Origin of the sequence: Ktedonospora formicarum (genome assembly GCF_016587355.1) — a bacterium.
Taxonomy (GTDB): Bacteria; Chloroflexota; Ktedonobacteria; order Ktedonobacterales; family Ktedonobacteraceae; genus Ktedonobacter; species Ktedonobacter formicarum.
Map to the genome: position 1 here is coordinate 2,820,335 of NZ_BNJF01000001.1, position 24,600 is coordinate 2,844,934.

The following is a 24,600-nucleotide window of genomic DNA, read 5'->3' on the forward strand; positions in this document are numbered from 1 at the left end:
AGGCGTTTGCGCTAGCCGCGAGGGCGGCGTTGGATTTTGTTTAAGACCATAGCCATAAATGGTATACGAGAAAGTGGCTGCTGGCAATGGTAGTAGTTTCTTCCTGAGAAGTATAGCATCCGGTTGAAAGCGTGTCGAGGATGATCTAGTGATTCGCATGAATTTGGGATGCGGAGGGATTGGGCAGAATGCACAAATTGGTAAAGGCTACCCATAATTATACGAATGCCACAACGTGTATTATTTGGTATCGCTATGAGATATCAGCTTTATGCTTGTATTATCTCCACAGCTAATGTTATCATATTTGTCGATACAGATTTCCTTACCTATCTATACCTGGCGGCATACCATGCCGTCTTCTATTTTGGAGGAAGCCTTATGGCCTTACCACCAGGTCGGCTCGGAGAGAGCCATGCGCGTTCTTCGACGTCGAAAATGCTTGGCTGGTTATACAGAGTCTGGATTTCTCTCAGTCGCCCTCTATTCGCCGTTGCGTTGGCGATGGTCGCAGGGAGTATTTTGATTCTGATTACCGCTCCGGGATCGCTTGAAGACAGGTTAAATACCGTTGTCAATGCGTATCAGTATCTCTTGCAGGGCTCCTTTGGCGATCCTGCGAGCCTGTCGTACACTCTGGTTCGTGTTGGACCGCTGATTCTGGCGGGTCTCTCCGTCTCCATTTCGTATCGGGCGGGCCTTTTTAATATTGGTGCGGCTGGGCAAATCGCGGTGGGTGCGATGACCGCTGGTATTATTGCCTTTGCCCTTTCGGGCCTACCCGGTATTATTCTTGTTCCTTTGATGATTATCGGTAGCATGGTAGCTGGTGGTATCTGGGGTGGTATTGTTGGACTACTTAAGGCATGGCGCGGCGTACATGAAGTCGTTACAACTATCATGCTGAACTGGATCGCCTTTTATGGAACCGATTATCTGATATCTGGTCCCTTTAAAGCTCCACAGCAGTCTTTACAGACACCAGCCATTCCCGCACAGGCTCAATTGCCTGCGATCACAGTGTTCTATAATCAGACATTAGGCCAATTTCTTCCCCCTATTGAGAATCCTGAGCAGTATTTGACTGATGTGAGCCTGCTAATTGTCCTGGTGATTCTGGTTGCGTACTGGTTCATCACCACACGCACGGCTTTCGGTTATGAGATACGCGTTATAGGAAACAACCCCAGGGCCGCGAAATATGCTGGTATCCGTACCGGGCGCAACCTCTTCCTGGCGATGGCGATGGCAGGCGCGCTCTCGGGACTCGCAGGCGCGTTCCATCTAATGGGACAGGCTCCCTACCAATTGTTGGGCTCTACATTTGCGATTGACCCAACGGGTTTTGACGCGCTAGGTGTCGCGCTCCTTGGTCGCACTACGACGATTGGCGTCCTGCTAAGCTCTCTACTCTTTGGTGGCTTGCGTCAGGGTGGCACCACGATGCAGCTTTTTGCGAATGTGCCCGGTGATCTGGCATATATGCTACAGGCTCTGGTACTCTTTAGCATCGCTTCAGAATTCCTACCAGCCATTATACGTGCCCTCCGTAGTCGCTCGAAGCGCGCGGTGGCGCCAGCCATTGAAGTACCTCTCTCAGGGCCTATCGTTGGTGACCCCTTGATTGTTGTGGAGAACGAGACGGTGATAGAGCGCGAGCTAGAAGTGCCTGCGACTGCGATCACCAGTAGTGACAATACACCTGAAGAGCGCCCAAATGTGGAAGAACAATCGTCTGAACGTATTGAGGAGGGCCACTAGTAATGCTTGGTTTAATCTTAAGCGTGTTGGGCTCCAGTGACCTGTGGGCCGCGACGCTACAATTCGCCGCGCTGTTGCTTCTGCCAGCGCTTGGAGGCGTGCTCTCAGAGCGTAGTGGCATCATCAATATTGCCATGGAAGGAATGATGCTGACGGGAGCCTTCGCTGCTGTAGCTGTGGCTCGTGCCAGCAACAACGTATTTCTAGGTGTCGTGGGAGCTATCATCGCTGGTGGCTTGATTGCATTGATTCATGCTGTTGTCTCGATCAATTTTAAGGCCAATCAGACGGTGAGTGGTATCGCTATTAACCTCTTCGCGCTTGGCCTGACGAATTATGTGCTTTTTGTTCAGACTGCTGGTCAGGGCATACCCTCCTTGAGCGATTCTTTGCGTCTTCCCCAGGTCTCGCTTGGCCCACTCTCGACGATCCCTTTTGTGGGGCCGGTGCTCTTTCAGCAGAACATCATCTTCTATGTTGCTATCGTGATCTTGCTTGGAACGCAGTTTTTGCTCTTCCGCACCAACTTTGGTTTGCGGATTCGCGCTGTCGGCGAACATCCCCAGGCTGCTGATACGGCAGGCGTGAATGTGCGCTTGATTCGCTATATCTGCGTAGTGGCCAGCGGTGCTCTGGCGGGACTCTCTGGCGCTTTCCTCTCGTTGGGTATCGCAGGCATCTTCAACTCGAACATGACGGCTGGTACTGGCTATATCGCCCTGGCGGCGATGATCTTTGGCAAATATACCCCCTGGGGGACTGCTGGTGCCTGTCTGGTCTTTGGCCTGGGTGAGGCTCTGGTCTCACGCTTACAGGGGCCCGGTATCGACCCCAACCTGTTAAGTACGCTACCTTATATCCTGACCTTGCTCGCGCTTGTGGGGCTGGTTGGGCGCACGATTCCCCCTGCTGCGGATGGGATTCCTTATGAGCCGGGTACGGAATAGGAGAAGAGTTATGCAGGAAAGCACTCTGGTAAAACCAACACAGGAGAGTGATGCTCCTTACGCGGTCGAAATGCGCGACATCTCCAAAATCTGGCCCGGTGTGATCGCGAATGACCGTGCCAATCTCACTGTGCGTCAGGGCGAAATCCATGCTTTGATGGGTGAGAATGGAGCCGGTAAATCAACATTGATGAATATTCTTTATGGGCTTATCCATCCCGATGGAGGGAAGATCTTTGTCAAGGGCCAGGAGGTCTCTATCCACGGCCCTCGCGATGCTATGCGCCTGGGTATTGGTATGGTCCACCAGCATTTTATGCTCATTCCGCCCCTGACTGTGGCGGAGAATATCATTCTTGGGCGTGAGCCGGGCGGCCTGGGCGGAACATTGAGCCTTCAGCAAGCGCGTACAGAAGTCAAGAGCTTGGGCGAGCAATATGGACTGCCAATCAATCCTGACGCGAAGATTAAAGACCTCTCAGTGGGATTACAACAGCGCGTTGAAATTCTGAAGGTGCTGGCGCGTGGCGCGGACATCCTGATTATGGATGAGCCAACCGGCGTGCTGACACCCCAGGAAACAGATGAGCTCTTTAGCGTCTTGCGTAGCTTAGTCAAGCAAGGCAAGACCATCATTTTTATTACGCATAAGCTACGTGAAGTGCTGGAACTGACCGACAATATCACCGTCCTACGGCGTGGGAAGAACGTTGGGAATCTGGCAACGAGCAAGACAGATCGTCGCGAGATCGCGCGTATGATGGTTGGACGCGACGTGTTGCTCCAGGTCGTGAAAGAGCCAGCACAACCAGGGGCTCCTATTCTTCAGCTCAAAGATCTCTGCGCGAAGTCTGATCTGGGCCTGGAAGTGCTACACAATATCAATCTGGAGGTGCGCTCTGGTGAGATTCTGGGTATCGCGGGTGTGGAGGGGAACGGACAGTCTGAACTGGTTGAAGTGATCTCCGGTATGCGAAAGTGTACAACTGGCGAGGTTACGATTACACCAATCAACGATGGGAAGCCCGGCCAGACGGTAAACCTGACCAATATGAACGCGAGCGACGAGCGTGCTATGGGCCTGGCACATATTCCGGAGGACCGCCGTGAGAGTGGCCTGGTCTTGAGTGAGTCGATTGCTGACAATATGATTCTGGGTCGCCAGCGCTGGCCTGAGTTCGCCTGGAAATGCTTCGCTCTCTCCCTGCGTAAGATTGGTTCAGTGGCGCGCAAGCTAGCAGCGGACTTTGACGTACGCACTCCATCGGTTGAGATCCCAGTAAAGGCCCTCTCTGGTGGTAACCAGCAGAAGGTCATCATCGCGCGTGAGCTGTCTTGTAATCCCCAGGCGTTGATCGCTTCGCAGCCTACACGTGGCGTCGACATTGGTGCGATTGAGTTTATCCATCGTCGCCTGATTGAGCAGCGAGACGCCGGAAAGGCTGTACTCCTCGTCTCCGCCGAATTAGATGAGATACGCTCACTCTCCGACCGTGTTGCGGTCATGTACGAAGGGCGTATCGTTGACATTGTTAGCCCTGATACCTCAGATGAAGAAATGGGTGTGTTGATGACTGGTGGCGCTCACCATGATGAGACGACACAGGGACCTGAGCCTGTTCGTGAATAGAGTAGATTCTATCACAATAATCCACCCATAAGCTTGCGCAAGCTTATGGGTGGATTATTGTGATAGAGGGCCTATACCTGGAGTACCTGATCGTCTAGAAGTTGGTGACGCGACTTAAGGGGCAGGCCACTTCCCTGGCGGCGCAACATAACCATCTCAGCCGCGATACTCAAAGCAATCTCATCGGGAGTTTCCGCGCCTAGATCGAGACCAATGGGAGCGTGAACCTGCTCCAGTTGCGCGCGTGAGATTCCTTCCTCACGAAGATGGCGAAAGATCTGTTTTACCTTGCTAGTGCTCCCAATCATGCCGATATAAGCGGCCCGAGTTTGTAGTGCGGCGCGTAAGGCATCATTATCGAGAGTGTGCCCTCTGGTGACGATGACAAGCCAGCTTGATTCATCTGGTTCGAGCTTACGAATAGTAGTGGGGATATCGCCAAAGACCAACTGAACTTTATCACTAAAGACCTGCGGATCAGCAAGATCGCGCCTATCGTCAACGACCACTATGCGAAAACCTAGTGTCGCGGCGAGGCGTGCCAGAGATTGAGCCACATAACCTGCGCCCACAATGATGAGACGGGGCTCGGGACGTAGTACCTCGAAGAAGACCTCCAAGGTCGCGCCACAACTTCCAACCGCCTCACCATTGTCTGCGTCGATATGAATATGTGCCAGATGTGAGCGATCCTCTCGTAGCGCCTTGAGGCTCTCCTGCGCTATCTGCTTATCGGTAATGGGTCCCGCGATACTCCCCTGGGGGGTCCCATCCTGCGCGATGAGCATTTTACTTCCAATTTCACATGGAGCCGCGCCCGTGGTCTTTACCACGGTAGCGACCACCACTCGTTTGCCTTGATGGAGAGTGGTTTGAATCTCGTTATACAGTGCTATGGCATTCATTGCCTACCTCTTACATTACTACTCAATCGCTGAATATCCTATTCCTATCATTATACTATTACGCGGTAGCTGGCGAAAATCGTTCTCAATAATAACTTCCCTTTTTAGGGAAGTTAGAAAGAATAATATAGCAACACCACCTGTCAACTTGACAGCCACTTCAAGGCTGTTCTATAATGTGAAGACGAATTAGAACAAAGTTTCAAATTTTGAGAAGACATGGCGGCGTCCATGTGTGGATTGATGGGTGACTACATGCCGTGAAGGTGAGTACTGTCTGGTTGTGGACAGATGAGCGAAGATGCGAGATACGGGCAGGGATTTGCGCGCGTCCATTGTATTTTGTCCAGGGGTTGTAGTTTACTCCTTGTCCGAAGACCTGAGCGCGGTAGCGCTAGTCACGATAGTGACGTTGGTTTTCGCTTAGGATCTTATGAGAGCGCAACAAATGATTGACTTTCGAGTAGGAGAATGAGGAATGAATAATAGTCAGCCATTTAATCCCAGAGAACATTTGATTAACATTCGGAACGGCAAGGGGACCTCTGAGTACCTGGAAGTGAAGTGGCGCCTGGTCTGGTTCAGACAAGAATGCCCAGAAGGAACGATTGAAACTGAGTTAGTGCACCTGGATATCGATAAAGAGACAGAAGAAGAGGCGTTTGTCTGGAACGCGGAGAAGCGTCGTAGCGAGAAGGTCATTAAGACCGCGAAAGGCATTGCCATTTTTCGCGCAGTAGTACGTGATGGCAAGGGTGGAGTTGCGACTGGCACCAAGATGGAGAGAGCTGCCGCCTTCCCCGATTACCTCGAAAAGGCCGAGTCGGGCTCGATAGGTCGTGCGCTGGCGGCGCTTGGCTATGGCACTCAATTTGCCCCCGAGCTGAATGAAGAACATAGGATCGTCGACGCACCAGTGGAGCGGAGCAATGGCGCGCATATAAATGGAAACGGAAATGGGAATGCTGCCGCTGCTGTCGCCAATGGCGCACGAGCGGAGAAGGGTGAAGCACTTACCCCTGAGTCAGCGGCGACTGAGCGGCAGGTCTCTAGCATTCGTAAGCTCTGCCAACACCTGAGCAAGCCCGAGCCCTCCGACCTCTCCTCGATGACAGTTCTGAGCGCGAAACATTTAATCCAGCAATTAACGGAAGAGTTCAAGGCGCAGCAGCAACAAAACAAGGCCTCTTAGTGCCAGGGCACCTGTCACTCTTCCAGAAAGCGTCGATACGCATGACTTCTAACACTATTGAGCGCGCTGAAAAGCGTATGCAGCAGAAATGGTATGAACTGGCGCGAGCGGAGCAAGATGGGGCTCCTCCCCAAGCCCTTGAGCGTATGTTTAACGCGTATATGCTGGCTGTTGAGGAGTATAATCGCTGTTCGGAGCAATATCTTGTCAAGCAGCGAGAAGTGTCGGACACAGTTCCAGCCATTCGCGGACCACTTACGGATGAGAGGAAACATGGGAAGAGGCGAAAGGCATCATAACACAGCGAGGTCGTTGCAAGCGCAACGACCTCGCTGTGTTATGACCTGCCTCGGAGGGTTAGAGTGCCTCAACGAAGCTTTTGATCTCTGAAGCTACAGCCTCAGGAGCATCGAAGGGAATTAGATGACCTGCATTGTGAATGACAGCCAGTTTGGAATGAGCAATCTCGCGATGCAAACGCTCAGCGATTTTGATAGGCATCTGTTGATCTTTCTCACCCCAGATGATGAGAACTGGCTTTTGGAAGACAGCCAGGTCGGTTGATACTGCGTTGGTGTAAGAGGGGATCAGCAGGCGAATGTGTTGATACAGCACCTCTTTGCCCACCTCGCTGTTCCAGGGCTCAATGTACTTATCGATGACATTGGCGAATTCTTTCACCTTCACAACACCACTTCCCAGGGTATTGCGCAGATCGTGAATAACCTCCTCAAGGGAAGCCTCTTTGGGAGCATCGAAATCCTGGCGCTTTGCCATTTCTGGCAGAGGCCAGTTTTCACTAAAGGCATGCAGGTAGGCAATTGTATCTACCAGAACCAGAGCGGCAACCTGTTCATGATAAAGGCGTGTAGCAAGAATTTGAGCTACACCACCACCGACTCCGTGCCCAACCAGGATAATATTTTTGAGATTCAGGTTCTTAAAGAGGAGCGCCAGTCCATCGGCCTGACCCCAGGTGGAGGTATCGGCGGGCCATGGATGATCGGAATTGCCGTAGCCGAGCATATCGATAGCATATACTGCGCGCTTTAGCCCTACCAACTGTGGCATAACATTTTCCCAGGCGAAGGCACCAGCGGGAAGGTCATGTAGAAGGACAATAGCCCCATCGGAGCCATACTCGGCATTCTGTACAATATAGCTGTATTTATAGTGGATGGCGTTAGTTGTGCGCCGCTCCTGTGACGTACTGGTACTTGGCATACATCTTCTCTCTCTGATAAAGGTCTTATGCGAAAACCAACCCTCAATCGAGGGCTCAGCGCCGCTGGTTGCGGCTAGTGCGTACTCCTTGCACGAACATCTGAGCGCTTTGCGCTAGCTGCTGTTAAGGCGGCATTGATGTTCGTTGTAACATACGCGCTCAGATTTTCGGATAAGGAGCAAATAAGGTCTTCCGCGAAACTAACGCGGCTAGCGCGCTTAGATGCCCCATATAATAGATGGGTATCTCGGAAACATGCGTCGTGAGGAGCCATTCTTGGCTCCTCACTTTCCGGGTTTCTATTTATACTATAGCGCGCTTATGCTTTGGCGTACAGGGCTGGGACATTATAAAATGCGCTGAAGCCAGCATAGCGGGCTGCCTCATTTCCAAGTTCATCCTCAATGACCAGAAGACGATTATACTTGGCGACGCGCTCACTGCGTGCGGGAGCGCCAGTCTTGATCTGCCCAGCATTTGTCGCCACCACCAGATCTGCGATGGTGGTATCTTCAGTTTCGCCGGAGCGATGTGAGACGACGGCGGTATAACCAGCACGTTTCGCCATCTCGATAGCTTCGAGGGTCTCCGTCAGAGTACCAATCTGATTGAGCTTCACCAGGATAGAGTTTGCCGAGCCCTCGATAATGCCGCGCTTGAGGCGTGTGGTATTGGTCACAAACAGATCATCGCCCACAAGCTGAACACGCCCGCCCAGGCGCTGACGAAGCATCGACCAGCCTTCCCAGTCATCTTCCGCCAGACCGTCTTCGATACTCACGATGGGATACTCACCAACCCATTGCTCATAGAGATCAACCATCTCCTTTGAGCTGAGCGTGCGTCCCTCGCGCTCCAATACATACTTACCATTGTGGTAGAGCTCTGTTGACGCCGCATCCATACCCAGGAAGATATCGGAACCGGGCTTATAGCCAGCGGTTTCAATCGCTTGCACGAGCAATTCCAGCGCTTCGCGGTTGGAGGAGAGTGAAGGGGCGAAGCCACCCTCGTCGCCAACATTGGTATTGAGCTTTTTACTGTGCAGCACCTTCTTCAAGCTCTGATAGACCTCGGCACCCATGCGCAGGGCTTCGCGGAAGGAGGATGCCCCCACGGGCAGCACCATATATTCTTGTAGATCGGTCGAGTTATCGGCGTGTTTGCCGCCATTCAAAATATTGAGCATGGGAACGGGAAGGGTGCGAGCGGAGACACCACCAATGTAGCGATAAAGTGGCTGCTGTTGTGCCTGCGCGGCTGCTTTGGAGATAGCCAGTGAAACACCAAGCAGAGCGTTCGCGCCTAGTTTTCCCTTATTGGATGTGCCGTCTAGCTCAATCATAATTTCGTCAATCATGGACTGATCTGTGGCATCCAGGCCAACCAGGGCATCGCTAATTTGGTCATTGACGTTCGCGACAGCCTGGAGTACTCCCTTGCCGCCATAGCGGCTCTTGTCACCATCGCGCAACTCTACGGCCTCATGAGCGCCGGTTGACGCACCGGAGGGGACTGCGGCTATCCCACGCGCCCCACCCATCAGAAGCACCTCAACTTGAACTGTAGGATTGCCACGTGAGTCGAGAATCTCACGTGCTGAGACCTCTTCGATAGTGGTCAAGTCATCTGTATTCAGTGGCATACCGTAAAAATCCTCCACGCAAACAAGTTCTAACGCCTATTGGCAAGCTATTCATTCGCCTGAGCGCAGCCGCCTGAGATGCTCAGATGTCGCACAACACAAACCCAGCAGGAAGTGGAGCCATGTGGCGGCGAAGCTAGCCGCTGCTCAGGCGGCGTTGGCGAATGCTTTTTAGAGCAAGCGGCACCGACGCTCTTTTCGCATATGCTGTATGCTGGCGGTGCAATATCAAATACTCCTTACGCGAAAACCTGAGCGCATTAGCGGCATTGTATCCTCGAATGAGAGATGGTTTCCGCTCAAAAGCTTAAGGAGTGGTAAAAACGCCAGTAGTGGACGTAATGTGTTACTCTACATTCTCGTCGTGGCTATTGTACATCGAAGTGGGGTTTATGGGCAAGCCATTCATTTGCCCGAGCGTGACCGCCCGAGATACTCAGATGCTATACAACACAAACTCAGCCGGAAGTGGAACCATGTGGCGGCGTTTTTATAACAAGCCATGCAGATGCCTGAAAAGATACTCTGCATGGCTTGAGGGAGTATTACTCTAACTGGTTAAAGGAGTGTGTGTAGAGCTTTGTCGATATTATCGGTATGTTCAGGTTTGCCCACTGTTACACGAATGAAATTGCGCATAGCGGGCTGAGAGAAGTAGCGCAAGAGGATACCTTGTTTCTCAACTGCTGAGCGAATCTCATTCACTTTGACCTGGCTTTCGTCCACGCGAGTCAGAATAAAGTTGCCCTGAGATGGGAAGGGTGTAAAGAAGGAATAGCGTGAGAGCATCGCGAAGAGTCGCTCACGCTCTTCCACGATGCGTCGTACATCATTTAGAGTGTAATCAAGAGCTTTTAGCGTCTCGATAGCAGCGATATGCCCGGCGATATTGACCTCAAAGGGACACTGCGCGCGTCGCATGTAAGCCTGGATCCAATCGGGCATGAGGGCGTAACCGATACGCAAACCCGCCAGCCCGGCCCACTTACTGAAAGTGCGCATCACGACCAGATTCTCATATTGCGGAACGAGGTGCGCGAAGCCGCGAGGTCTATCGGAGAACTCGACATAGGCCTCATCCAGGATTACGATGCGCCCTGTATCGAGAAGTGTTAATATATCTTGCTCACTGATAGCGTTACCAGTGGGATTATTGGGTGATGTAAGCACAATCAGCTTGGTCTGCGGGGTAAGTGCTGTTAGAACGGCATCGATGTCAACCTCGTAATTCTCTTTACGAGACACCTCCAGAACGTGAGCGCCACAGAAGCTAGTCACTGAAGTGTAGAGTGAGAAGGTAGGAGGGCAGCAGAGAACATTGTCACCCACAGAGAGAAAAAGATGCCAGAGAAGATTGATAAGTTCAGAGCTACCATGATGGACGACAATATGATGTTCCTCTACGCCGGCATAGGTTGCCAGGGCGGAACGCAAAGCGGCGGAATTAGCATCAGGATAATGGTTATAACTACTGAAATTGCTAAGAGCTTTTAAAACCGAAGGAGCGGGCTCATATGGGCTTTCATTGCTATTAAGTTTAATAATATCCCCGAGAGGAATGCCGGTACGGGCGCTAAAAGCCTCCAGCGATTCGCCTGGAGCATATTGATCCAGGCGATCCATCTCTGGGCGCACCGTCACTAGACGGGGAGAAGAGTATGTATACATGTCCTACTAGTCCTACTTCTGTGAATCGGCATCGACGAAGATTTGTGCGGGCTTACGAATAAGAGAATTACGTGGCGAAAAACTCCCCGTTGACCCTGTAAGGTTGCCGCTATTGCCGCCACCGAAGGGGGAATTGAGCGGAGAGGACGTCGTTTGTCGTTGCATACTCTCCTGAGGAGTCTCAGCCGCTACTTCAATAGAAGGCCGCGTCATTTCCAACCCTTGGCGCAATGTCATCATATCACGCATAAAGCAAGCTACCGCTGACGCAGCTGATCCTTTTTCGCGTGACGAGTCAAAGCGGCGAGATGTGGATTCGCCTGCGGCCTGCGCGGCCTGGGCCATGGGATCGGACGTTTTAGCGGCATATACGTCCTGGAAAATATCATCCCAGTTGCTCCAGCGACCACGGAGGGGTTTCCATCCAAGCTGTCCATCACTAATTGTACGCCATTTTTCTTCCGTGAATTGAATCCAATCATCGATGAGGCGTGCATAGGAGGCCAACTGCTGGCGCAATTGCTCTTCCTCTTCGGAAGGGCCTTGTTGGAAGCCACGTGGAAGACCATCGGTGCTCTGTGTACTGACGTAATTATTGTTGCCTAACGCGGGGTTCCCAAAACCATTGACACCTGTAAATGAGCCAGCGCCAGGGAAGAAGCCAGCAGCCGGAAAGCCCTGCCCATCTGTAGCTGGCTGCCCCATCTGTCCGTTGGGACCAGGAAGGCCAAGTGGTAACTCTGTACCTGCGGGTAGTTCGCCGAGGACCTGAATGCCACTTGCCCCAAGCATCGGACCCATGATAGCGGTTCCATCTTGGAGAAGCACACCTTCGGAGGGGAGGCCTCCAATAACAATCTCTTCATGCCCAACCGCATCCAGAATGCGCCATGCCAGGCGGGGATGTTTCATGGCCCACCAGAAGCGACGAACCAGGAAAGTCGAGGCAAAAGTAAAATTGACGACCAGCCAGACGATACCTCGTACTGCCAACCAGTTAATGAGCGCTAGAATGACAATCATGTACCATGGGTCACGTTGTCCCGCTTCTTCTATGAAGGTTAATACAGCGGCGACCATCAAGCTTGGGTCGCGTAGTGGATTAATGAAATCCAGTAAGCGTTTTAGCCAGCTATTGCCTGTCCTCTCTTCCAATGTGCGCTCCTCTCGGTTCTGCCGCTGGTTCGACAGAGTGCTATTTCTGTGATACTTCACTTGGTCTCATGCAGGGCAGATTCTAGCATGTGTCCTACATAACTGCAAGTTTTGTCTCGCAGGCAGGTAGTTATGGGTGATGTTGATGCATCTTCTACAGAGATAAACATGGCGCAGGGTCTATTTTTACCAGTGAAAATAGGGTACCCTTTGGGGTATTGTAACTGGTACCTGAATGTACTAGATGTGTTCGCTGACATTGCCTTATTGGTGGCTAACTTTGCTCAGGCACCTAAATGACATACAACAATAATGCCTGCTTTCACCTTTCTACAACGAGTTGAGAAGTAAGAATGGATGCCAGTCGGTACCATAGTACCTATTTAATCAGCGAAAGAAAGTTTGCAGGGCCTTCAGATTTATCCCTATCAAGCTTATATTCGCCCCGTTGGTGCTCAAAAGGAGGCGAAGCAACGGTAAAGCGGAGAGGCTCTAAAAAGATTAGCCCATTTCTTGTAATTGCTGAGTAATAGAGGTAGAAGTATGCTATTTAAGATAGGATTATTGCCTGTTTGTTTTTAGTTCTTAGTTCTATTTCGCGTCTACATCGATGGGGTTCCATCTTTTGCTGAGTCTTTCAAAACATCTGGTTCGTATCACTTGTGAAGGAACCATACGATGTTTCAAGAGAGTTGTAGATCCCCACTACATATTTACTCTAGTTCGTGAAGAGGCATGTGGAGCTGTTTTATGGTCGCTCACGTTGAATCATGCTGGTAATTCTGCTTCATTGTATGGTAACATTACACTTGGTGTCTTGCAGAATACTTTCTTGCTTTCTACGATTTGAAAACCCGAGTGTGTTAATGCTAGCCATGACAATCGCATTGGTTTTCATGTAAGCAGCCTGTTCGGTATGGCCACATGCACAGTATGTGCCGGGTGTACTCTTGAGATAAGAAGGGGAAAATTTCTTCTCACCTGGAAAATGCAATCGTAACGTGATCTTCCAGGCCACAACAGAACGCTTCTGTTAGAAAGGACAAACTCATGCCCACGCGGATGAAGACGGATGTCCATCTTCCGCAGTTGAAGCATGCGCGTCGTCTGATTATCGCTTCCAATCGTGGTCCCGTCGAGTTTCAACTAAGCCAGAATAACACGCTTAAAGCAAGGCGTGGTGCTGGTGGAATGGTAACGGCACTTATTGATGTCGGAAACCAGATGAACATGACCTGGGTGGCGATGACCATGACCGAAGGCGACCGCTTGGCCGCAAAGGAGATGGAGCAGCATGGAGGCGTTATGCCTTCACCTCTACGTGGTCAAAAGATGCAATTGCACTATGTCTCCGTTCCTAAGGCAACCTATCGCAAGCATTACGATAAGATTAGTAACGAACTCCTCTGGTTTCTCCAACACTATATGTATGATCCCGTACAGAGTAATGTGCGTCAATTGCAAGACTCCTGGGAGAATGGATATTGTGAAGTCAATCAGGCTCTCGCCGATGCTGTCGTAGCTGAGATTGAGCGTGAGGATTCGTTGCCAGTAGTCATGCTGCATGACTATCACCTCTATCTGGTATCCTCGTTAATTCGTAAGGTTCACCCCTCCATTGTTATCCAGCAATTCATTCACATTCCCTGGCCGGATATTCGTTGTTGGCACTTTCTGCCGGGTAATATTGCTCAGGCTATCTATGCTGGCCTGGTAGGTAACGATATCATCGGTTTTCAGACGGAGCGTGACGCGCGTAACTTTTTGGAGGGCGCTCGCACCATTCTGGAAGGTGCCGTCGTAGACTTTGAAGAGGGAGCCCTCTGGTGGCAAGGTCACCGCACGCAGGCCCGTGCGTATCCAATCTCGATCTCTGTGACCGAGGAACGCAATGTGGTGAAAAGCGCTGCTGGTAAACGTGCCGTTGAGGAGGTAAAACCGTTACTCAACGAGTTTACGATTATGCGTACCGACCGCATTGAACCAACGAAGAATATATTGCGAGGTTTCCAGGCATATGATTATATGCTTGAAGAGCATCCAGAACTCCTGGGACGGGTCAACTTCCTGGCTTACCTGGTTCCTTCACGCCAGTCCTTGCCAATCTATCGTCGGACGTCGTTGGAAGTGCAGGCCATTATTGAGGAGATCAATCAGAAGTACAGTACCGATGCGTGGACTCCCATTCATGCCTTCTTTGGCAATGATCGGGTCCGTGCATTAGCCGCAATGCAGTTCTATGATGTTCTGCTAGTGAACCCCATTATTGATGGTATGAACCTGGTGGCCAAAGAGGGCCCCGTGGTGAATCAAAAGGATGGTGTTCTGGTTCTTTCGAGGACTGTTGGCGCGTTCCAGCAATTGGCAAAGGGTTCTGTTCCAACCTCCCCTACCGATGTTTTAGAAACATCGCAGGCTCTCTATAAGGCGCTGATGCTTCCACCAGAGGAACGTCACGCCAAGGCCATGTTTGCTACTCAGGCTGTGGAAAAAAATAACCTTACGGCCTGGCTTGCTAAGCAGATTGGCGATATCAATGACCTCCTTGATCGCGCTGTAACCGGAAAAGGCGCAGACGAAGCCGAAGAAGCCACAACGGATGTGGTTGCCAATGTAGGTTAAACTTCTTATCCGGAAACCAGAGCGCAACAGCGCTAGCCACAACAATGGTGTTTGTTTTCGTATAAGAATTAACAGGCTCGCCTACTAGATGTTCCGCTTGAATTGCTTCTGTTGCGTTGCCAACAAGCAGGTTCCAGTACTCTAGAAATCGAGAATACTACAAGCAGTACCTTCGGTGGACGCAATGGTTGCGTTCCCACCGAAGAGCGGACCTTTATTTTTCTTCTCTCCCTTCTATCCTTCAATTCTGAGATGCTTTATGCGTTGTTGTGCATGGTTGCCAGATAGCGATGAATTTCTTTGAGACGTTCAACCATGCCATGAACCTCAAGCACGATTTCATCGGCGCGCTCCAGCAGTTCTGATGGCGTATCAGCATGCTGAACAACAATAGCGTGCCCTTCGATACCCTCCTGGCGCAACTGTGGTATCTCTCGTATAGCATAGAGGTCGGTGCGATCATCGCCCGCGAAGATAACCCCGCGTAGCTGCTTCCGCTGCACAAAGCGTCTGAGTGCTTCACCTTTGTTGACCTTAAGGGGCGCGAGGACCTCAACAACTAGCTTTCCCTCTCCCAGGAGCATGCCTTCCTGGCGCGCGGGCTCAGTTAGAAGATCGAATAGGAGTTGGCGTGCTTTGATAGGGTCGGCGCTCTGACGATAGTGAATAGAACCACCAACGCTTTTGCGTTGTACGATAATACCGGGATCATCTTGTGTCTCGCGTTGCACGAGATCAAGCAGGCGTTGTCCGGGCTCAATGTAGGGTTGAGCCTCGGCGATGAGTTGAATGTGTTCAGGTCCCGCCGGTAAATCTTCGCTCCACTCTAGCCCATGTGTTCCTATGTATGCCATGCCTTTGAGATTGATAAGATCTGCGCCATCAGCGACGGCGCGTCCCGTCAGGATTGCGACCTCGGCATAGTGCTGGAGATCGGTAAGTAAGTCTGCTACTCCAGCATAGAGCCTGGCCTCGGAGGGGGTGGGGGCGATCTCGCTTAGAGTACCATCAAAGTCAAATACCAGTCCCAGTGGGCGTTGGGTCAGGACATGTTGGAGTTCTTTATTGAGCATATATTTCTCTTCCTGATGTGTTTATATCGCATAAAAACGGAGAGTAGAGTGTGATCCCACATTCCGCAGTTTTAATCTGAAAAAAAATAGAATTGTTGAGAGGCAGGCCCCAATAAAGAAAGGATCTGATGATGCAATGGTTGCAAGCGGAGGACAAGCGATTGCGTGGTGGCTGCGGTGCGGATGTGCAACAATTCAACGCCTTCAAAGCATTGGAAGACCCAGCGCATCGTCGGTCGAGCCGTGGGCTTGTTGACTTGATTGGGGATAGTTTGCCCAGTTGCCTCTAATTGCTCACGCAAGCGATGTTCCGCCAGACGGTACACCAACAAGGCAAGCACCATGATCAAGCTCAGGGCCACGATGCGTTCTGGCTTTTTCACAAAAACCGAGGACGCCAGGAACAAGGGATCTTTCAGGAACCGGAAGCCCCGTTCGACGCTTCCCTGTTCCAGATACAGGTTGATCAACGCATCGTTGGATATCTCGGCTTCATCCACCACATTGCTGGCAATGACAAAGCAGGCTTTGCGCTGGGCGAAGGCCAACAGTTTGCTTTCGTTGAGGAGAACCTGGGGCGTGACACTCCAACGCACCCCGCTTGGCTGCGCATTGCGTGCAGGACGGCCTCGTCCTTCAAAAACCGCCTGGCTCTTCAGTTCCATCGAGGCATCCAGCCACTGCGGCAGCCCTTTGAGACTTTGTTCCCAGGCCTGTTGCGCATCCTCTCGGCAGGCAAATGCCTTCGTGCTCACATGCCACACCTTCTTGCTCCACATTTCCAGTTGCTTGTCGGCCTGCTTGCGCGCCGTCTGCAACGCTCGCTTGATCCCAGCATCACTGCGAACGATGATCCACCGCTCAGGCCCCTGAGGCAGATCCATGTGCTGCACGACCAGGTGACGAATTCCATCGGCACTGGGTTGCCACGCCTCCTCGTCTTGCATCACGGCGGCTTTGGCTTCTTTGCTCGTTTCGGGGACGCGACTGACCCACCGTACCCCAGTTTGATTGAGCTGGCGCATGTTCTCTGCACTGTAGAGGCCACTATCGGCCACGTAGAGCGGGTTTTCCTCGGGTTCTGTCTCTTGCAATTGGGCATGCAGGTCGGCAATCACCTTGATCAGGCTCTCTTTATCGCTGCGGTTGCCCGAAAGCGGCTGCAAAAAGAGCGGAATATCCCCTTGATGGGTGGTCGCCAGAGCCAGCATCCACTGTTTGAGATCTTCGCGATGATCGCGCGAGTAGCCATAGGTGACTGCAATGACGTGCTCATGTTCCTGCTCGGTTTCATAGGCTCCATTCACCGAAAACGAGGTCGTATCCACATGCACGTGCTGGGCTGTTATCCCAAAACGTTGCCGGGCCTGATGGGCAATGCCAGCGAACACCGTGGTCACATCGTGCTCATAGAGCCAATCAAGGGTACGTCCCAGGCAATCATCATTGAGCATGTCCGCGCTGATGCCGGCTCCCAAGAGGTGCGCGACCGGTTTATTTTCGAAGAATTGTGGCACCAGATAGAGCTGACGATTGGCAAAGCCCAATCCATTGAGAATCATGGCGACAGTGGAGGTCCCGTAACTCACTGCGCGCTGTTGGTTGGGTTCCAAGGCATCCAACCACTGCGCCAAGCCCAATTCCTGGCACACGCCCGCCACAATGCCCAAATGGTCCAAACGTTCGTTCTGGTAATCCTCAGCTCGTTGCATGCTTTTTCTACTCCTTGCGCGTTCTGAGATTACCTTATCCAATTTCAGTTTTCCTGTCAATTACCCTGCGGAATGTGGGTGTGATAGCTATGTCTAGATCATAGTTGTCGCACTCTACCCTTATACCTTGTGGAGAGGTCCCTTGGCAAGGTTACAGTATCTGTAGCTCGACCTCGTTCTCCTCGCCAGGTTCGACTTCAGTATGTGCTCCTCGTCGTGTGAAACGGAGATGTACACGCCGCTCCCCAATATAGAGATCACGTAGTTCCAAAGTATTGATCCAGGGAGGAAGAGTGGGTTGCTCAAGTATGAGGCGGTGATGTTCTGCGTCGGCGTGCATACCGAGGAGTTCATTCAAGATCTGCCCTGGAGCACCAGTCGCCCATGCCTGAGGTGAGCAGGCGACTGGGTAGCGTGTAGGACCAAAGCCCTCGCGCTGGATAAAGCCACAGAAGAGCTCTGGTAATCGCGCATCTTCAAAGTAGTGGCTGGCCTGGTAGAGTCCTTTGAGGAGCTGTGCTGCCTCGTCTTTTCTACCGTAGCGAGCGAAGCCAGCACCCACCATAGCCGTATCGTGAGGCCAGACCGAACCATTATGATAGCTCATGGGATTATAGCGAGCTGCTGTGGTTGAGAGCGTGCGTAGACCCCAGCCACTAAACATATCTTCACGCATTAAGCGTTCAGTCACAAGTTGGGCTTTGCCCTGGGGAACGATACCACTCCAGAGGCATTGTCCTGCGTTTGTGGTTACAATAGCGCAGGGGCGTTTATCACGATCCAGCGCCATATAGAAGCTCTGTTCCTCTTCCCACCAGAAGGCTTGCAAAAAGCGCGCTTGGAGTTCGCTCGCGCGTTGTTCCCAGCCGCGCGCCTCTGCCTCATGTCCCAATCTTCGAGCCAGGTATCCCATATTCTGATACGCGGCGAAGGCATAACCCTGTACTTCACAGAGTGCTAGCGGGGAGTGTGCCAGATCACCATTGCTATGTGAAGCTGAATCCCATGAATCCTTCCAACCCTGATTGGCGATGCCGCTCTCCAGGGTGCGGTGATACTCAATGAAGCCATCTCCATCCCTGTCGCCGTAATCGGCGATCCAGCGTGCAGCCAATTGGGCATGGGGCCAGAGGCTATGCAGGAAGTCAAGATCATTGGTCCAGCGGATATATTCACCAAGGATGCAGAGGAAGAGCGGCGTAACATCGATGCTACCATAGTAGGGAATGTAGGGAATTTCGCGACAATTTGCCATCTCGCCCATACGCATCTCATGCAGAATCTTGCCAGGCTCTTCTTCAGTGAAATCATCAACCTTTGTGCCCTGGTGAGCGGCAAGGAAAGCCAGTGTTCCCCTTGTCACCTGTGGGAACCAGGGCGTATATTGCTGACAGGTAATCAGGCCGTCACGTCCGAAGGGGCAGCAGAACCAGGGGATACCCGCGTATGGATAGTAGCCATAAGGTGTGAGAGTGCTCAACATCATCAAATCGTTCATACCGCGCGTAAGCAGACGATTGAAGAGATAATCATCAGTTTGTACTGTTGGCTGCGCAAGTGGACGAGAACCTTCAACCTCAATATGTTTGGCGAAGCGTTCTGCATTCAGCTCGCATACTCCAATACGCACCTTAATGGTGATGGCTTTTCCGCGTTCGAGGGAAAGTGACCAGTGAATACGATCTTCGTAGGCATATGTAGTGGCTGGGGAGAAGGCTATACGCGTCTCGCGTGTCACCTCGTCGAGCCCAAGGTAGCTGAGTGTGACAGCTTCCTCCGTCGTAATCGTTGGTTGCGTCTGACCATGTTGCTCGCGTGTCAGGCCACGTACCTCAAAGAGGTCGCAGAAATCGCTGCCAAACTTCAGGCTAAATCTGAGTGATCGGGGAAGCTCACGAAAACTTGTGATGGTAAAGGTCTGAATCAATTCTTCGTGATGAAGTTCAAGCAAGCGGCTGACATAGATTTCACCCTGTTCAATAAGAGTGTTAGCATCGGCTTTGAATGTTGGATTGGTTAAATCAACCTGACCAGTGTTCCCCATATGCGAGACGTGATGTGAGAGCATCACTAGAGGTTGCCCCTCAAGAAAGAAATTGCATTCGCGCAGGAATCTGGCACCATGCCAATAGAGTCCCGTAGCTTGATTTGCGCTTAATAGATCGCCTCGCACATTCGCGACTAGAAAAGCATCGCCGCTCTTCAAGGTAATCTGTGTAGCGCTCGAATGAACCTTTTCCTCTGTGATCTCTGGTTGATTAAAGGCCTCATCAGATCCTTCATCTGCTGGAAGCAGTACGACATCTGGCTTGTTGTCTGTCATGATACCACTTTCTATTGAATGCTTGACTACGAAAATCTGGTATTGCTAACAGTCATTACGCTGCATTGCGGGAATGCCAGGAATAAATACGGACTATAATAGACATCCGTATTAATAGCTAAAATAGCGCTCATGTGCGGAGAGGCGAGCTTGCAAGCGTGAAACCAGGCTCTCCAGGTGCCCGCGAGCGATCTCTACATACGATATAGAGCAAAGAATAGACAAATAATAACAGGGACGCTCTTTTTCTAGTTATGCCTGGCACAAATGTAGGGGCCTGGTCTAGTACTCATGGGTAATGTATTTGTGTATTCGTTCATCAGGATTATGAATATTCATCATTCTATGTCTTTTTGACTAAGGGATAATAGCAGTTGAGATGAAATAGTACGTTTCTATGTTACAATAGCCTCATGTTAAGAACACTTACCGCTACGCGCTATGTCACCCCATTGCGCGAGGGTGGCTCACTACCTGCTATTGTGGAGGCCGATGATGATGGCCTCTACGTGCTCAAATTTCGTGGTGCAGGTCAGGGACCTAAAGCGCTGATCGCCGAACTGGTTGCTGGCGAGATTGGCCGTGCCTTACAATTGCCAATTCCTGAGATTGTCTTCGTAGAATTAGATCCAGTGCTTGGGCGTTCAGAGCCTGATTTTGAGATCCAGGCCTTGCTCAAGCAGAGTGCTGGACTAAATCTCGCTCTGGATTATCTGCCGGGAGCGCTGGCATTTGATCCGCGCGATGCTCTCATGCTTGATCCTGTATTAGCCTCGTCTATTGTCTGGTTTGATGCGTACGTTACCAACGTAGATCGCACGCCGCGCAATACGAATATGCTGCTCTGGCATCGTCGCCTGGCGCTCATCGACCATGGGTCTGCATTATATTTTCACCATATGCCAGTTGAGTATATGGAGCGTAGTCGCACGCCATTTACCTCAATCAAGGATCATGTTCTCCTGCCCTACGCGACCGCTCTTCAAGAAGTAGATAAGCAGCTAAAAGCGTATTTAACTCCAGAGCGTATTCAAAATATTATTGCCTCCATTCCTGATTCCTGGCTTGAAGATGATACTGTGTATTCCGATTCCAAGGTGAGGCGAGAAGCGTATATCGCTTATTTGCAGGATCGTCTGTCCGCGTCACATGTGTTTGTAGAGGAGGCATTACATGCCCGTACTCAGCTCATATGATTATGCCCTGCTGCGGGTTATGCCGAGTGTCGAGCGAGGCGAGTGCGTAAATGTGGGCGTCATCCTCTTTTGCCGCACGCGTCAGTTCCTGGAGGCATTGATTGCGTTAGATGAGCGGCGTGTGCTTGCTCTGGACCCAGATCTTGATCTTGAGGTGCTTCGAGAGCATCTAGAGACCATCTCTTTGATTTGCGAGGGGAAAGAAGAGGGAGGACCTATCGCGCGCCTGACTCTATCTGAGCGCTTTCACTGGCTGGTTGCTCCTCGTAGTGCCATCATCCAGACTTCTGTGGTCCACTCTGGTCTATGTAGCGATCCAGCAACGGCCTTGCAGCATTTAGTGAACACTATGGTAAAGCCACATAGTGCGAAAACCGCGCGAGCCTGAAAATGCGAAGCAGGAATGAAATGTCCATCGCAGTTGTTTATCATACTATAAATGGTTATGCTTGAGCATAGATTGCAAGGAGAATGCGTGTGAGTACGCAAAGCCGAACCTCGGGTGGCGTCAAAGTTGGAGACCAGGCACCCGACTTCTCTCTCCCAACCTCGACGGGCGAGGAGGTAAGTTTAAAGTCACTGCTTGGACAAAAGAATATTGTGCTTTATTTTTATCCCAAGGCTGATACTCCAGGATGTACAGCGGAAGCCTGTTCATTTCGTGATAGCTATGAGGTCTTTAAGGAGGCGGGCGCTGAGGTGATTGGTGTGAGCTCGGATTCGAGTGAGGACCACGATAAATTTGCCAAGCGTTATAGTCTGCCCTTTATTCTTGCTAGCGACAAGACCGGAGCATTGCGTAAGAGCTATGGTGTTCCCGCGACCTTTGGTCTCTTGCCTGGCCGTGTAACCTACATCATCGATAAGCAGGGTGTTGTGCAGCATGTCTTTTCATCTCAGTTCGCGCCGCAAAAACATGTCGATGAGGCTCTAAAGGTTCTGCGTGAGCTTGCCTGATTGACAAAGATCTTCTGGCATATAATATAAAGGAAAGGGCGTGCCTATGGCACGCCCCTGAAATCTGCAATGCTGCCTTAAAACATAAGGCTCACACTTCTTTACTCTTGGCACCACCTTATAATATGTTGCATGCAACATATTATAAGGTCTTTTTTAAGATGCGTTTTCCTGGCGATAGTTGTGATGTTGATGGGCATTGAGGAGGGCGGAGAAGTTATCTGCTACCTGATGGCTATCGATAATCTCTTCAACCCGCTTGATGGCGAGCCGCAGTTGATCGCATATATAACCTTCGGATGGTGAGTGTTGCTCATGGGCGATCAGGAGTAGTGCCGTATTCATAACGATGAAGTCACGCTTAGGACCATCTTTCTCTCCTGAAAGAATGTGCCAGGTCTCGTTCTGGGATGCCTCCAGGTCAACCTCTTCCTGTATTTCCTCTATGTAAGCTCGCTTCAAATCCATATCTTCAGGTGAGCATTCCTCAAATATCACCTCATCTCGCGTCACGTGGACGAGGAGATTATTCGCTATGCTCGGATCTTGTTGACTGGATGCATTGGAGAGTTCATCAATGCCATCATAACAGTGAACAATCATACCTTCGCTATTCAGATGCAAGTAGAGCGAGAGCACATAGGGGAGCATAGGCAGGCTACATATGCCTGTTGAGTGGTGTGCGGGGCGTAGCACTTGAGCGTTGGGTGAGACAATCTTAAAGATATCGAGTGTGATTGGTGTAGTGCGTAGTGTCTCATGCCATTGTGGGGAGCCAACAGTATCATGGCGCGTGAGCGTGTCCATCGCTTCGTGCCAGAGGTGCTCGCGAGCCTCCTTGAGAGCTGGTGAATAAGGAAAATCAAGCGCGGAGAGAGGCACAAAGGTAAAGCCGAACTGGTCTAGTTCCTGATTTAGCGTCTGCATAGAGATCTGCCGGTGATGGTAACCAAAGGTTTCCATCGCTTGTGCGCTTCCATGGCAGGAAGTGACATTCGTTGTACCAGTTTTACAGATCTTAACCAGGGGCGCGGCGGCGATAGCGGCAGCGGTGCTGGCATGAATTGTCTTACAAAAGTCGCCGCCACTGCCAAATACATGGTCATGGGTGTGGAGTTGGTCCAAAGAGAGCCCCATACGCTGTAAGAATCTCTCAACGCGTGCTCGCAAATGGTCGGCGAGCAGATTTATCTGCCGCTGCCCTATGTGTCCATTGCCCGGCGCCAGTTCGTGAAGAAGCTTCAATAGTGTCTCAGGGCTTTGTGTAGGATCGCTACACATATCGAATTTCGTTATCAATGTCGCGTCGTCGGGTGGTTCAAGTTGTCGCTCATGTGCGAGGAATTGCTCAAACATCGAGCGGAGTGAACCAAGTTGATTCAAAACAACCTCTTTACGCTCCTGGCTTACGTCGGAGGCAAAGAGGAAGTGAAGGTCATCTTTACGCAGGCGCACCTGTGGGTGATGCGCTCTGGCTGGCAAACTAGTCAAATTGCCCATATTTTTGCTGCCTTACTTTGCTATAAAAACGTTCGTCAAGCGCCAGGGAAAGTAGTACCTTGATGCGATTGCGCAGGCGAAAATGAAGTAATCTCATCGTGGTGATAGGTGACAACCACGGGTGTCCTATTACTAGTATAAAGTAAGGCATAACTATCATCCTGTCAACAGGTCTAATGGGTGTTAATTTGTGCTGTTTTTCAGAGAGCGCACCAGGAAGGAGCGCAGGTTCTGCATGTCCTTGTTTTTGCGTGCGACTGAAAGTGAGGCGCGCATACGCTGCACTTCAGTAGGCTTTTCAGGCCACTGAATCGCGTCCAGATCGATATTATGTCTGCGACAAAGGCGGTGTAAATCCTGAGGATTTTCTACTCGCTCTTTCATCGAACTGAGCATGGCATAACGCTGAGTTTGAGGAAGCTTAAGAATAGCCTCGATGGCGGCTTCAAGTAAGCAACACTCGTCCTCGTTGCGCTCCACGATTTCCGCTGGATCAGGAGCCTGTGTATTGAAAGTCTTATTGACTCTTCCCTGAAAGAACTCGCCATCATCATCCAGAGGAAGAGATTGGCATGGCTTATACTGGCGTGCCAGTGTGACAGTCTCGTTATGTGCCGCACGGCTGATATAAGCGCGAGGATTCTCAATGGGCCTCTGCCTGAGCGCGAGCCAACAGTTCAAGCGTAATGTTTGCGTGAGGTCGTCCACGTCCAGGTCATAGGTTTCGCTCTTTGCCATACTGTTCTTCTTGTTGAATCTGTGTTGTGCCTGAGCCTTAATATAGGCATCGTACTTCTCAAAAAACTGGTCTACGTTCTGCTTCACTAAACCAGATAAGAGACTGGGGCCTTCCGAAGCCAGTGTTGTCGTTTGCATTGATCTGGTCTCCTTGAATCTCCCTATGGCTGGCCTTTGTTTGCATCTTGCTGTGTGACTATGTTTCAACATTTACGAAGAATTGTTTTTTTGTTCTCAATCAGCAATTGCCATTGTTTTTGTTTTCTCTTTGTTACAGAACAATAATAACATAGAAAACTATTATTATGCAATAGGTTTTTGATCGTATTTATCCTACAAAACTATTTTGTT

At 51.0% G+C, this 24,600-nt stretch carries 19 protein-coding genes; 9 read left to right on the forward strand and 10 right to left on the reverse strand.

Annotated features, from left to right (window positions below; translation table 11 throughout):
- Window positions 1-381 precede the first annotated feature (381 nt).
- The 3 genes from K3T82_RS12130 to K3T82_RS12140 are packed head-to-tail and all read left to right on the forward strand — an operon-like array spanning window position 382 to window position 4,338.
- On the forward strand, window positions 382-1,761 hold the full coding sequence (locus K3T82_RS12130) for an ABC transporter permease (RefSeq protein ID WP_220193714.1): 1,380 nt from the start codon (window positions 382-384) through the stop codon (window positions 1,759-1,761).
- Window positions 1,762-1,763: 2 nt separating this feature from the next.
- On the forward strand, window positions 1,764-2,708 hold the full coding sequence (locus tag K3T82_RS12135; RefSeq protein ID WP_220193715.1) for an ABC transporter permease: 945 nt from the start codon (window positions 1,764-1,766) through the stop codon (window positions 2,706-2,708).
- Window positions 2,709-2,718: 10 nt separating this feature from the next.
- On the forward strand, window positions 2,719-4,338 hold the full coding sequence (locus tag K3T82_RS12140; protein WP_220193716.1) for an ABC transporter ATP-binding protein: 1,620 nt from the start codon (window positions 2,719-2,721) through the stop codon (window positions 4,336-4,338).
- Between the two features lie 71 nt (window positions 4,339-4,409).
- On the opposite strand, the gene K3T82_RS12145 is transcribed toward K3T82_RS12140, so the two are convergent.
- Window positions 4,410-5,243 (reverse strand): XdhC family protein, encoded by an 834-nt coding sequence (locus K3T82_RS12145; RefSeq protein WP_220193717.1) that lies wholly within the window; start codon window positions 5,241-5,243, stop codon window positions 4,410-4,412.
- A gap of 478 nt (window positions 5,244-5,721) precedes the next feature.
- On the opposite strand from K3T82_RS12145, the gene K3T82_RS12150 reads away from it, so the two are divergent.
- Both K3T82_RS12150 and K3T82_RS12155 read left to right on the forward strand, forming a co-directional pair.
- The gene (locus tag K3T82_RS12150) at window positions 5,722-6,435 is read left to right on the forward strand and encodes a hypothetical protein (protein WP_220193718.1); all 714 of its coding nucleotides are present in this window, start codon (window positions 5,722-5,724) and stop codon (window positions 6,433-6,435) included.
- A 41-nt stretch (window positions 6,436-6,476) separates the two neighbouring features.
- Window positions 6,477-6,734 (forward strand): hypothetical protein, encoded by a 258-nt coding sequence (locus K3T82_RS12155; RefSeq protein WP_220193719.1) that lies wholly within the window; start codon window positions 6,477-6,479, stop codon window positions 6,732-6,734.
- Between the two features lie 58 nt (window positions 6,735-6,792).
- Here K3T82_RS12155 and K3T82_RS12160 read toward each other — a convergent pair whose 3' ends face one another.
- The 4 genes from K3T82_RS12160 to K3T82_RS12175 all read right to left on the reverse strand — a co-directional run bounded on the left by K3T82_RS12160 (window position 6,793) and on the right by K3T82_RS12175 (window position 12,128).
- The gene (locus K3T82_RS12160; protein ID WP_220193720.1) at window positions 6,793-7,659 is read right to left on the reverse strand and encodes an alpha/beta fold hydrolase; all 867 of its coding nucleotides are present in this window, start codon (window positions 7,657-7,659) and stop codon (window positions 6,793-6,795) included.
- A 320-nt stretch (window positions 7,660-7,979) separates the two neighbouring features.
- Window positions 7,980-9,284, reverse strand: coding sequence for a phosphopyruvate hydratase (gene eno / locus K3T82_RS12165; RefSeq protein WP_220195103.1), 1,305 nt, complete (start codon window positions 9,282-9,284; stop codon window positions 7,980-7,982).
- Between the two features lie 579 nt (window positions 9,285-9,863).
- On the reverse strand, window positions 9,864-10,973 hold the full coding sequence (gene hisC, locus K3T82_RS12170) for a histidinol-phosphate transaminase (protein ID WP_220193721.1): 1,110 nt from the start codon (window positions 10,971-10,973) through the stop codon (window positions 9,864-9,866).
- A gap of 12 nt (window positions 10,974-10,985) precedes the next feature.
- Window positions 10,986-12,128: a hypothetical protein gene (locus K3T82_RS12175; protein WP_220193722.1), complete on the reverse strand. Its 1,143-nt coding sequence runs from the start codon at window positions 12,126-12,128 to the stop codon at window positions 10,986-10,988.
- Between the two features lie 1,050 nt (window positions 12,129-13,178).
- Between K3T82_RS12175 and K3T82_RS12180 the strand changes: the two genes are divergently transcribed.
- The gene (locus K3T82_RS12180) at window positions 13,179-14,750 is read left to right on the forward strand and encodes an alpha,alpha-trehalose-phosphate synthase (UDP-forming) (RefSeq protein WP_220193723.1); all 1,572 of its coding nucleotides are present in this window, start codon (window positions 13,179-13,181) and stop codon (window positions 14,748-14,750) included.
- Window positions 14,751-15,007: 257 nt separating this feature from the next.
- On the opposite strand, the gene otsB is transcribed toward K3T82_RS12180, so the two are convergent.
- From otsB to K3T82_RS12195, 3 genes are all read right to left on the reverse strand, one after another.
- Window positions 15,008-15,823 (reverse strand): trehalose-phosphatase, encoded by an 816-nt coding sequence (gene otsB / locus K3T82_RS12185; protein WP_220193724.1) that lies wholly within the window; start codon window positions 15,821-15,823, stop codon window positions 15,008-15,010.
- 71 nt (window positions 15,824-15,894) lie between these two features.
- Window positions 15,895-17,535, reverse strand: coding sequence for an IS1634 family transposase (locus tag K3T82_RS12190; protein ID WP_220193725.1), 1,641 nt, complete (start codon window positions 17,533-17,535; stop codon window positions 15,895-15,897).
- 151 nt (window positions 17,536-17,686) lie between these two features.
- Complete coding sequence (locus K3T82_RS12195) at window positions 17,687-19,858, reverse strand: amylo-alpha-1,6-glucosidase (protein ID WP_220193726.1); 2,172 nt, start codon at window positions 19,856-19,858, stop codon at window positions 17,687-17,689.
- 413 nt (window positions 19,859-20,271) lie between these two features.
- On the opposite strand from K3T82_RS12195, the gene K3T82_RS12200 reads away from it, so the two are divergent.
- From K3T82_RS12200 to K3T82_RS12210, 3 genes are all read left to right on the forward strand, one after another.
- Entirely contained in the window at window positions 20,272-21,054 is a 783-nt protein-coding gene (locus tag K3T82_RS12200; RefSeq protein WP_220193727.1) for a HipA family kinase, read from the forward strand.
- A complete protein-coding gene (locus K3T82_RS12205) occupies window positions 21,032-21,442 on the forward strand; it encodes a DUF3037 domain-containing protein (RefSeq protein ID WP_220193728.1) in 411 nt (136 codons plus the stop codon). The genes K3T82_RS12200 and K3T82_RS12205 overlap by 23 nt, the downstream gene beginning before the upstream one ends.
- Before the next feature lie 83 nt (window positions 21,443-21,525).
- A complete protein-coding gene (locus tag K3T82_RS12210) occupies window positions 21,526-22,011 on the forward strand; it encodes a peroxiredoxin (protein ID WP_220193729.1) in 486 nt (161 codons plus the stop codon).
- A gap of 156 nt (window positions 22,012-22,167) precedes the next feature.
- Here K3T82_RS12210 and K3T82_RS12215 read toward each other — a convergent pair whose 3' ends face one another.
- Window positions 22,168-23,511 (reverse strand): hypothetical protein, encoded by a 1,344-nt coding sequence (locus K3T82_RS12215; RefSeq protein WP_220193730.1) that lies wholly within the window; start codon window positions 23,509-23,511, stop codon window positions 22,168-22,170.
- A 183-nt stretch (window positions 23,512-23,694) separates the two neighbouring features.
- Window positions 23,695-24,387 carry an RNA polymerase sigma factor gene (locus tag K3T82_RS12220; RefSeq protein ID WP_220193731.1) on the reverse strand — a complete coding sequence of 231 codons (693 nt, stop codon included), beginning with the start codon at window positions 24,385-24,387 and terminating at the stop codon, window positions 23,695-23,697.
- Window positions 24,388-24,600: the final 213 nt, after the last annotated feature.

Bases quoted from the DNA above. Each gene is read 5' to 3' on its own strand.
- K3T82_RS12130 (WP_220193714.1), top strand. From the start codon at position 382: ATGGCCTTACCACCAGGTCGGCTCGGAGAGAGCCATGCGCGTTCTTCG.
- K3T82_RS12135 (WP_220193715.1), top strand. From the start codon at position 1,764: ATGCTTGGTTTAATCTTAAGCGTGTTGGGCTCCAGTGACCTGTGGGCC.
- K3T82_RS12140 (WP_220193716.1), top strand. From the start codon at position 2,719: ATGCAGGAAAGCACTCTGGTAAAACCAACACAGGAGAGTGATGCTCCT.
- K3T82_RS12145 (WP_220193717.1), bottom strand. From the start codon at position 5,243: ATGAATGCCATAGCACTGTATAACGAGATTCAAACCACTCTCCATCAA.
- K3T82_RS12150 (WP_220193718.1), top strand. From the start codon at position 5,722: ATGAATAATAGTCAGCCATTTAATCCCAGAGAACATTTGATTAACATT.
- K3T82_RS12155 (WP_220193719.1), top strand. From the start codon at position 6,477: ATGACTTCTAACACTATTGAGCGCGCTGAAAAGCGTATGCAGCAGAAA.
- K3T82_RS12160 (WP_220193720.1), bottom strand. From the start codon at position 7,659: ATGCCAAGTACCAGTACGTCACAGGAGCGGCGCACAACTAACGCCATC.
- hisC (WP_220193721.1), bottom strand. From the start codon at position 10,973: ATGTATACATACTCTTCTCCCCGTCTAGTGACGGTGCGCCCAGAGATG.
- K3T82_RS12180 (WP_220193723.1), top strand. From the start codon at position 13,179: ATGCCCACGCGGATGAAGACGGATGTCCATCTTCCGCAGTTGAAGCAT.
- otsB (WP_220193724.1), bottom strand. From the start codon at position 15,823: ATGCTCAATAAAGAACTCCAACATGTCCTGACCCAACGCCCACTGGGA.
- K3T82_RS12190 (WP_220193725.1), bottom strand. From the start codon at position 17,535: ATGCAACGAGCTGAGGATTACCAGAACGAACGTTTGGACCATTTGGGC.
- K3T82_RS12195 (WP_220193726.1), bottom strand. From the start codon at position 19,858: ATGACAGACAACAAGCCAGATGTCGTACTGCTTCCAGCAGATGAAGGA.
- K3T82_RS12200 (WP_220193727.1), top strand. From the start codon at position 20,272: ATGTTAAGAACACTTACCGCTACGCGCTATGTCACCCCATTGCGCGAG.
- K3T82_RS12205 (WP_220193728.1), top strand. From the start codon at position 21,032: ATGCCCGTACTCAGCTCATATGATTATGCCCTGCTGCGGGTTATGCCG.
- K3T82_RS12210 (WP_220193729.1), top strand. From the start codon at position 21,526: ATGCGTGTGAGTACGCAAAGCCGAACCTCGGGTGGCGTCAAAGTTGGA.
- K3T82_RS12215 (WP_220193730.1), bottom strand. From the start codon at position 23,511: ATGGGCAATTTGACTAGTTTGCCAGCCAGAGCGCATCACCCACAGGTG.
- K3T82_RS12220 (WP_220193731.1), bottom strand. From the start codon at position 24,387: ATGCAAACGACAACACTGGCTTCGGAAGGCCCCAGTCTCTTATCTGGT.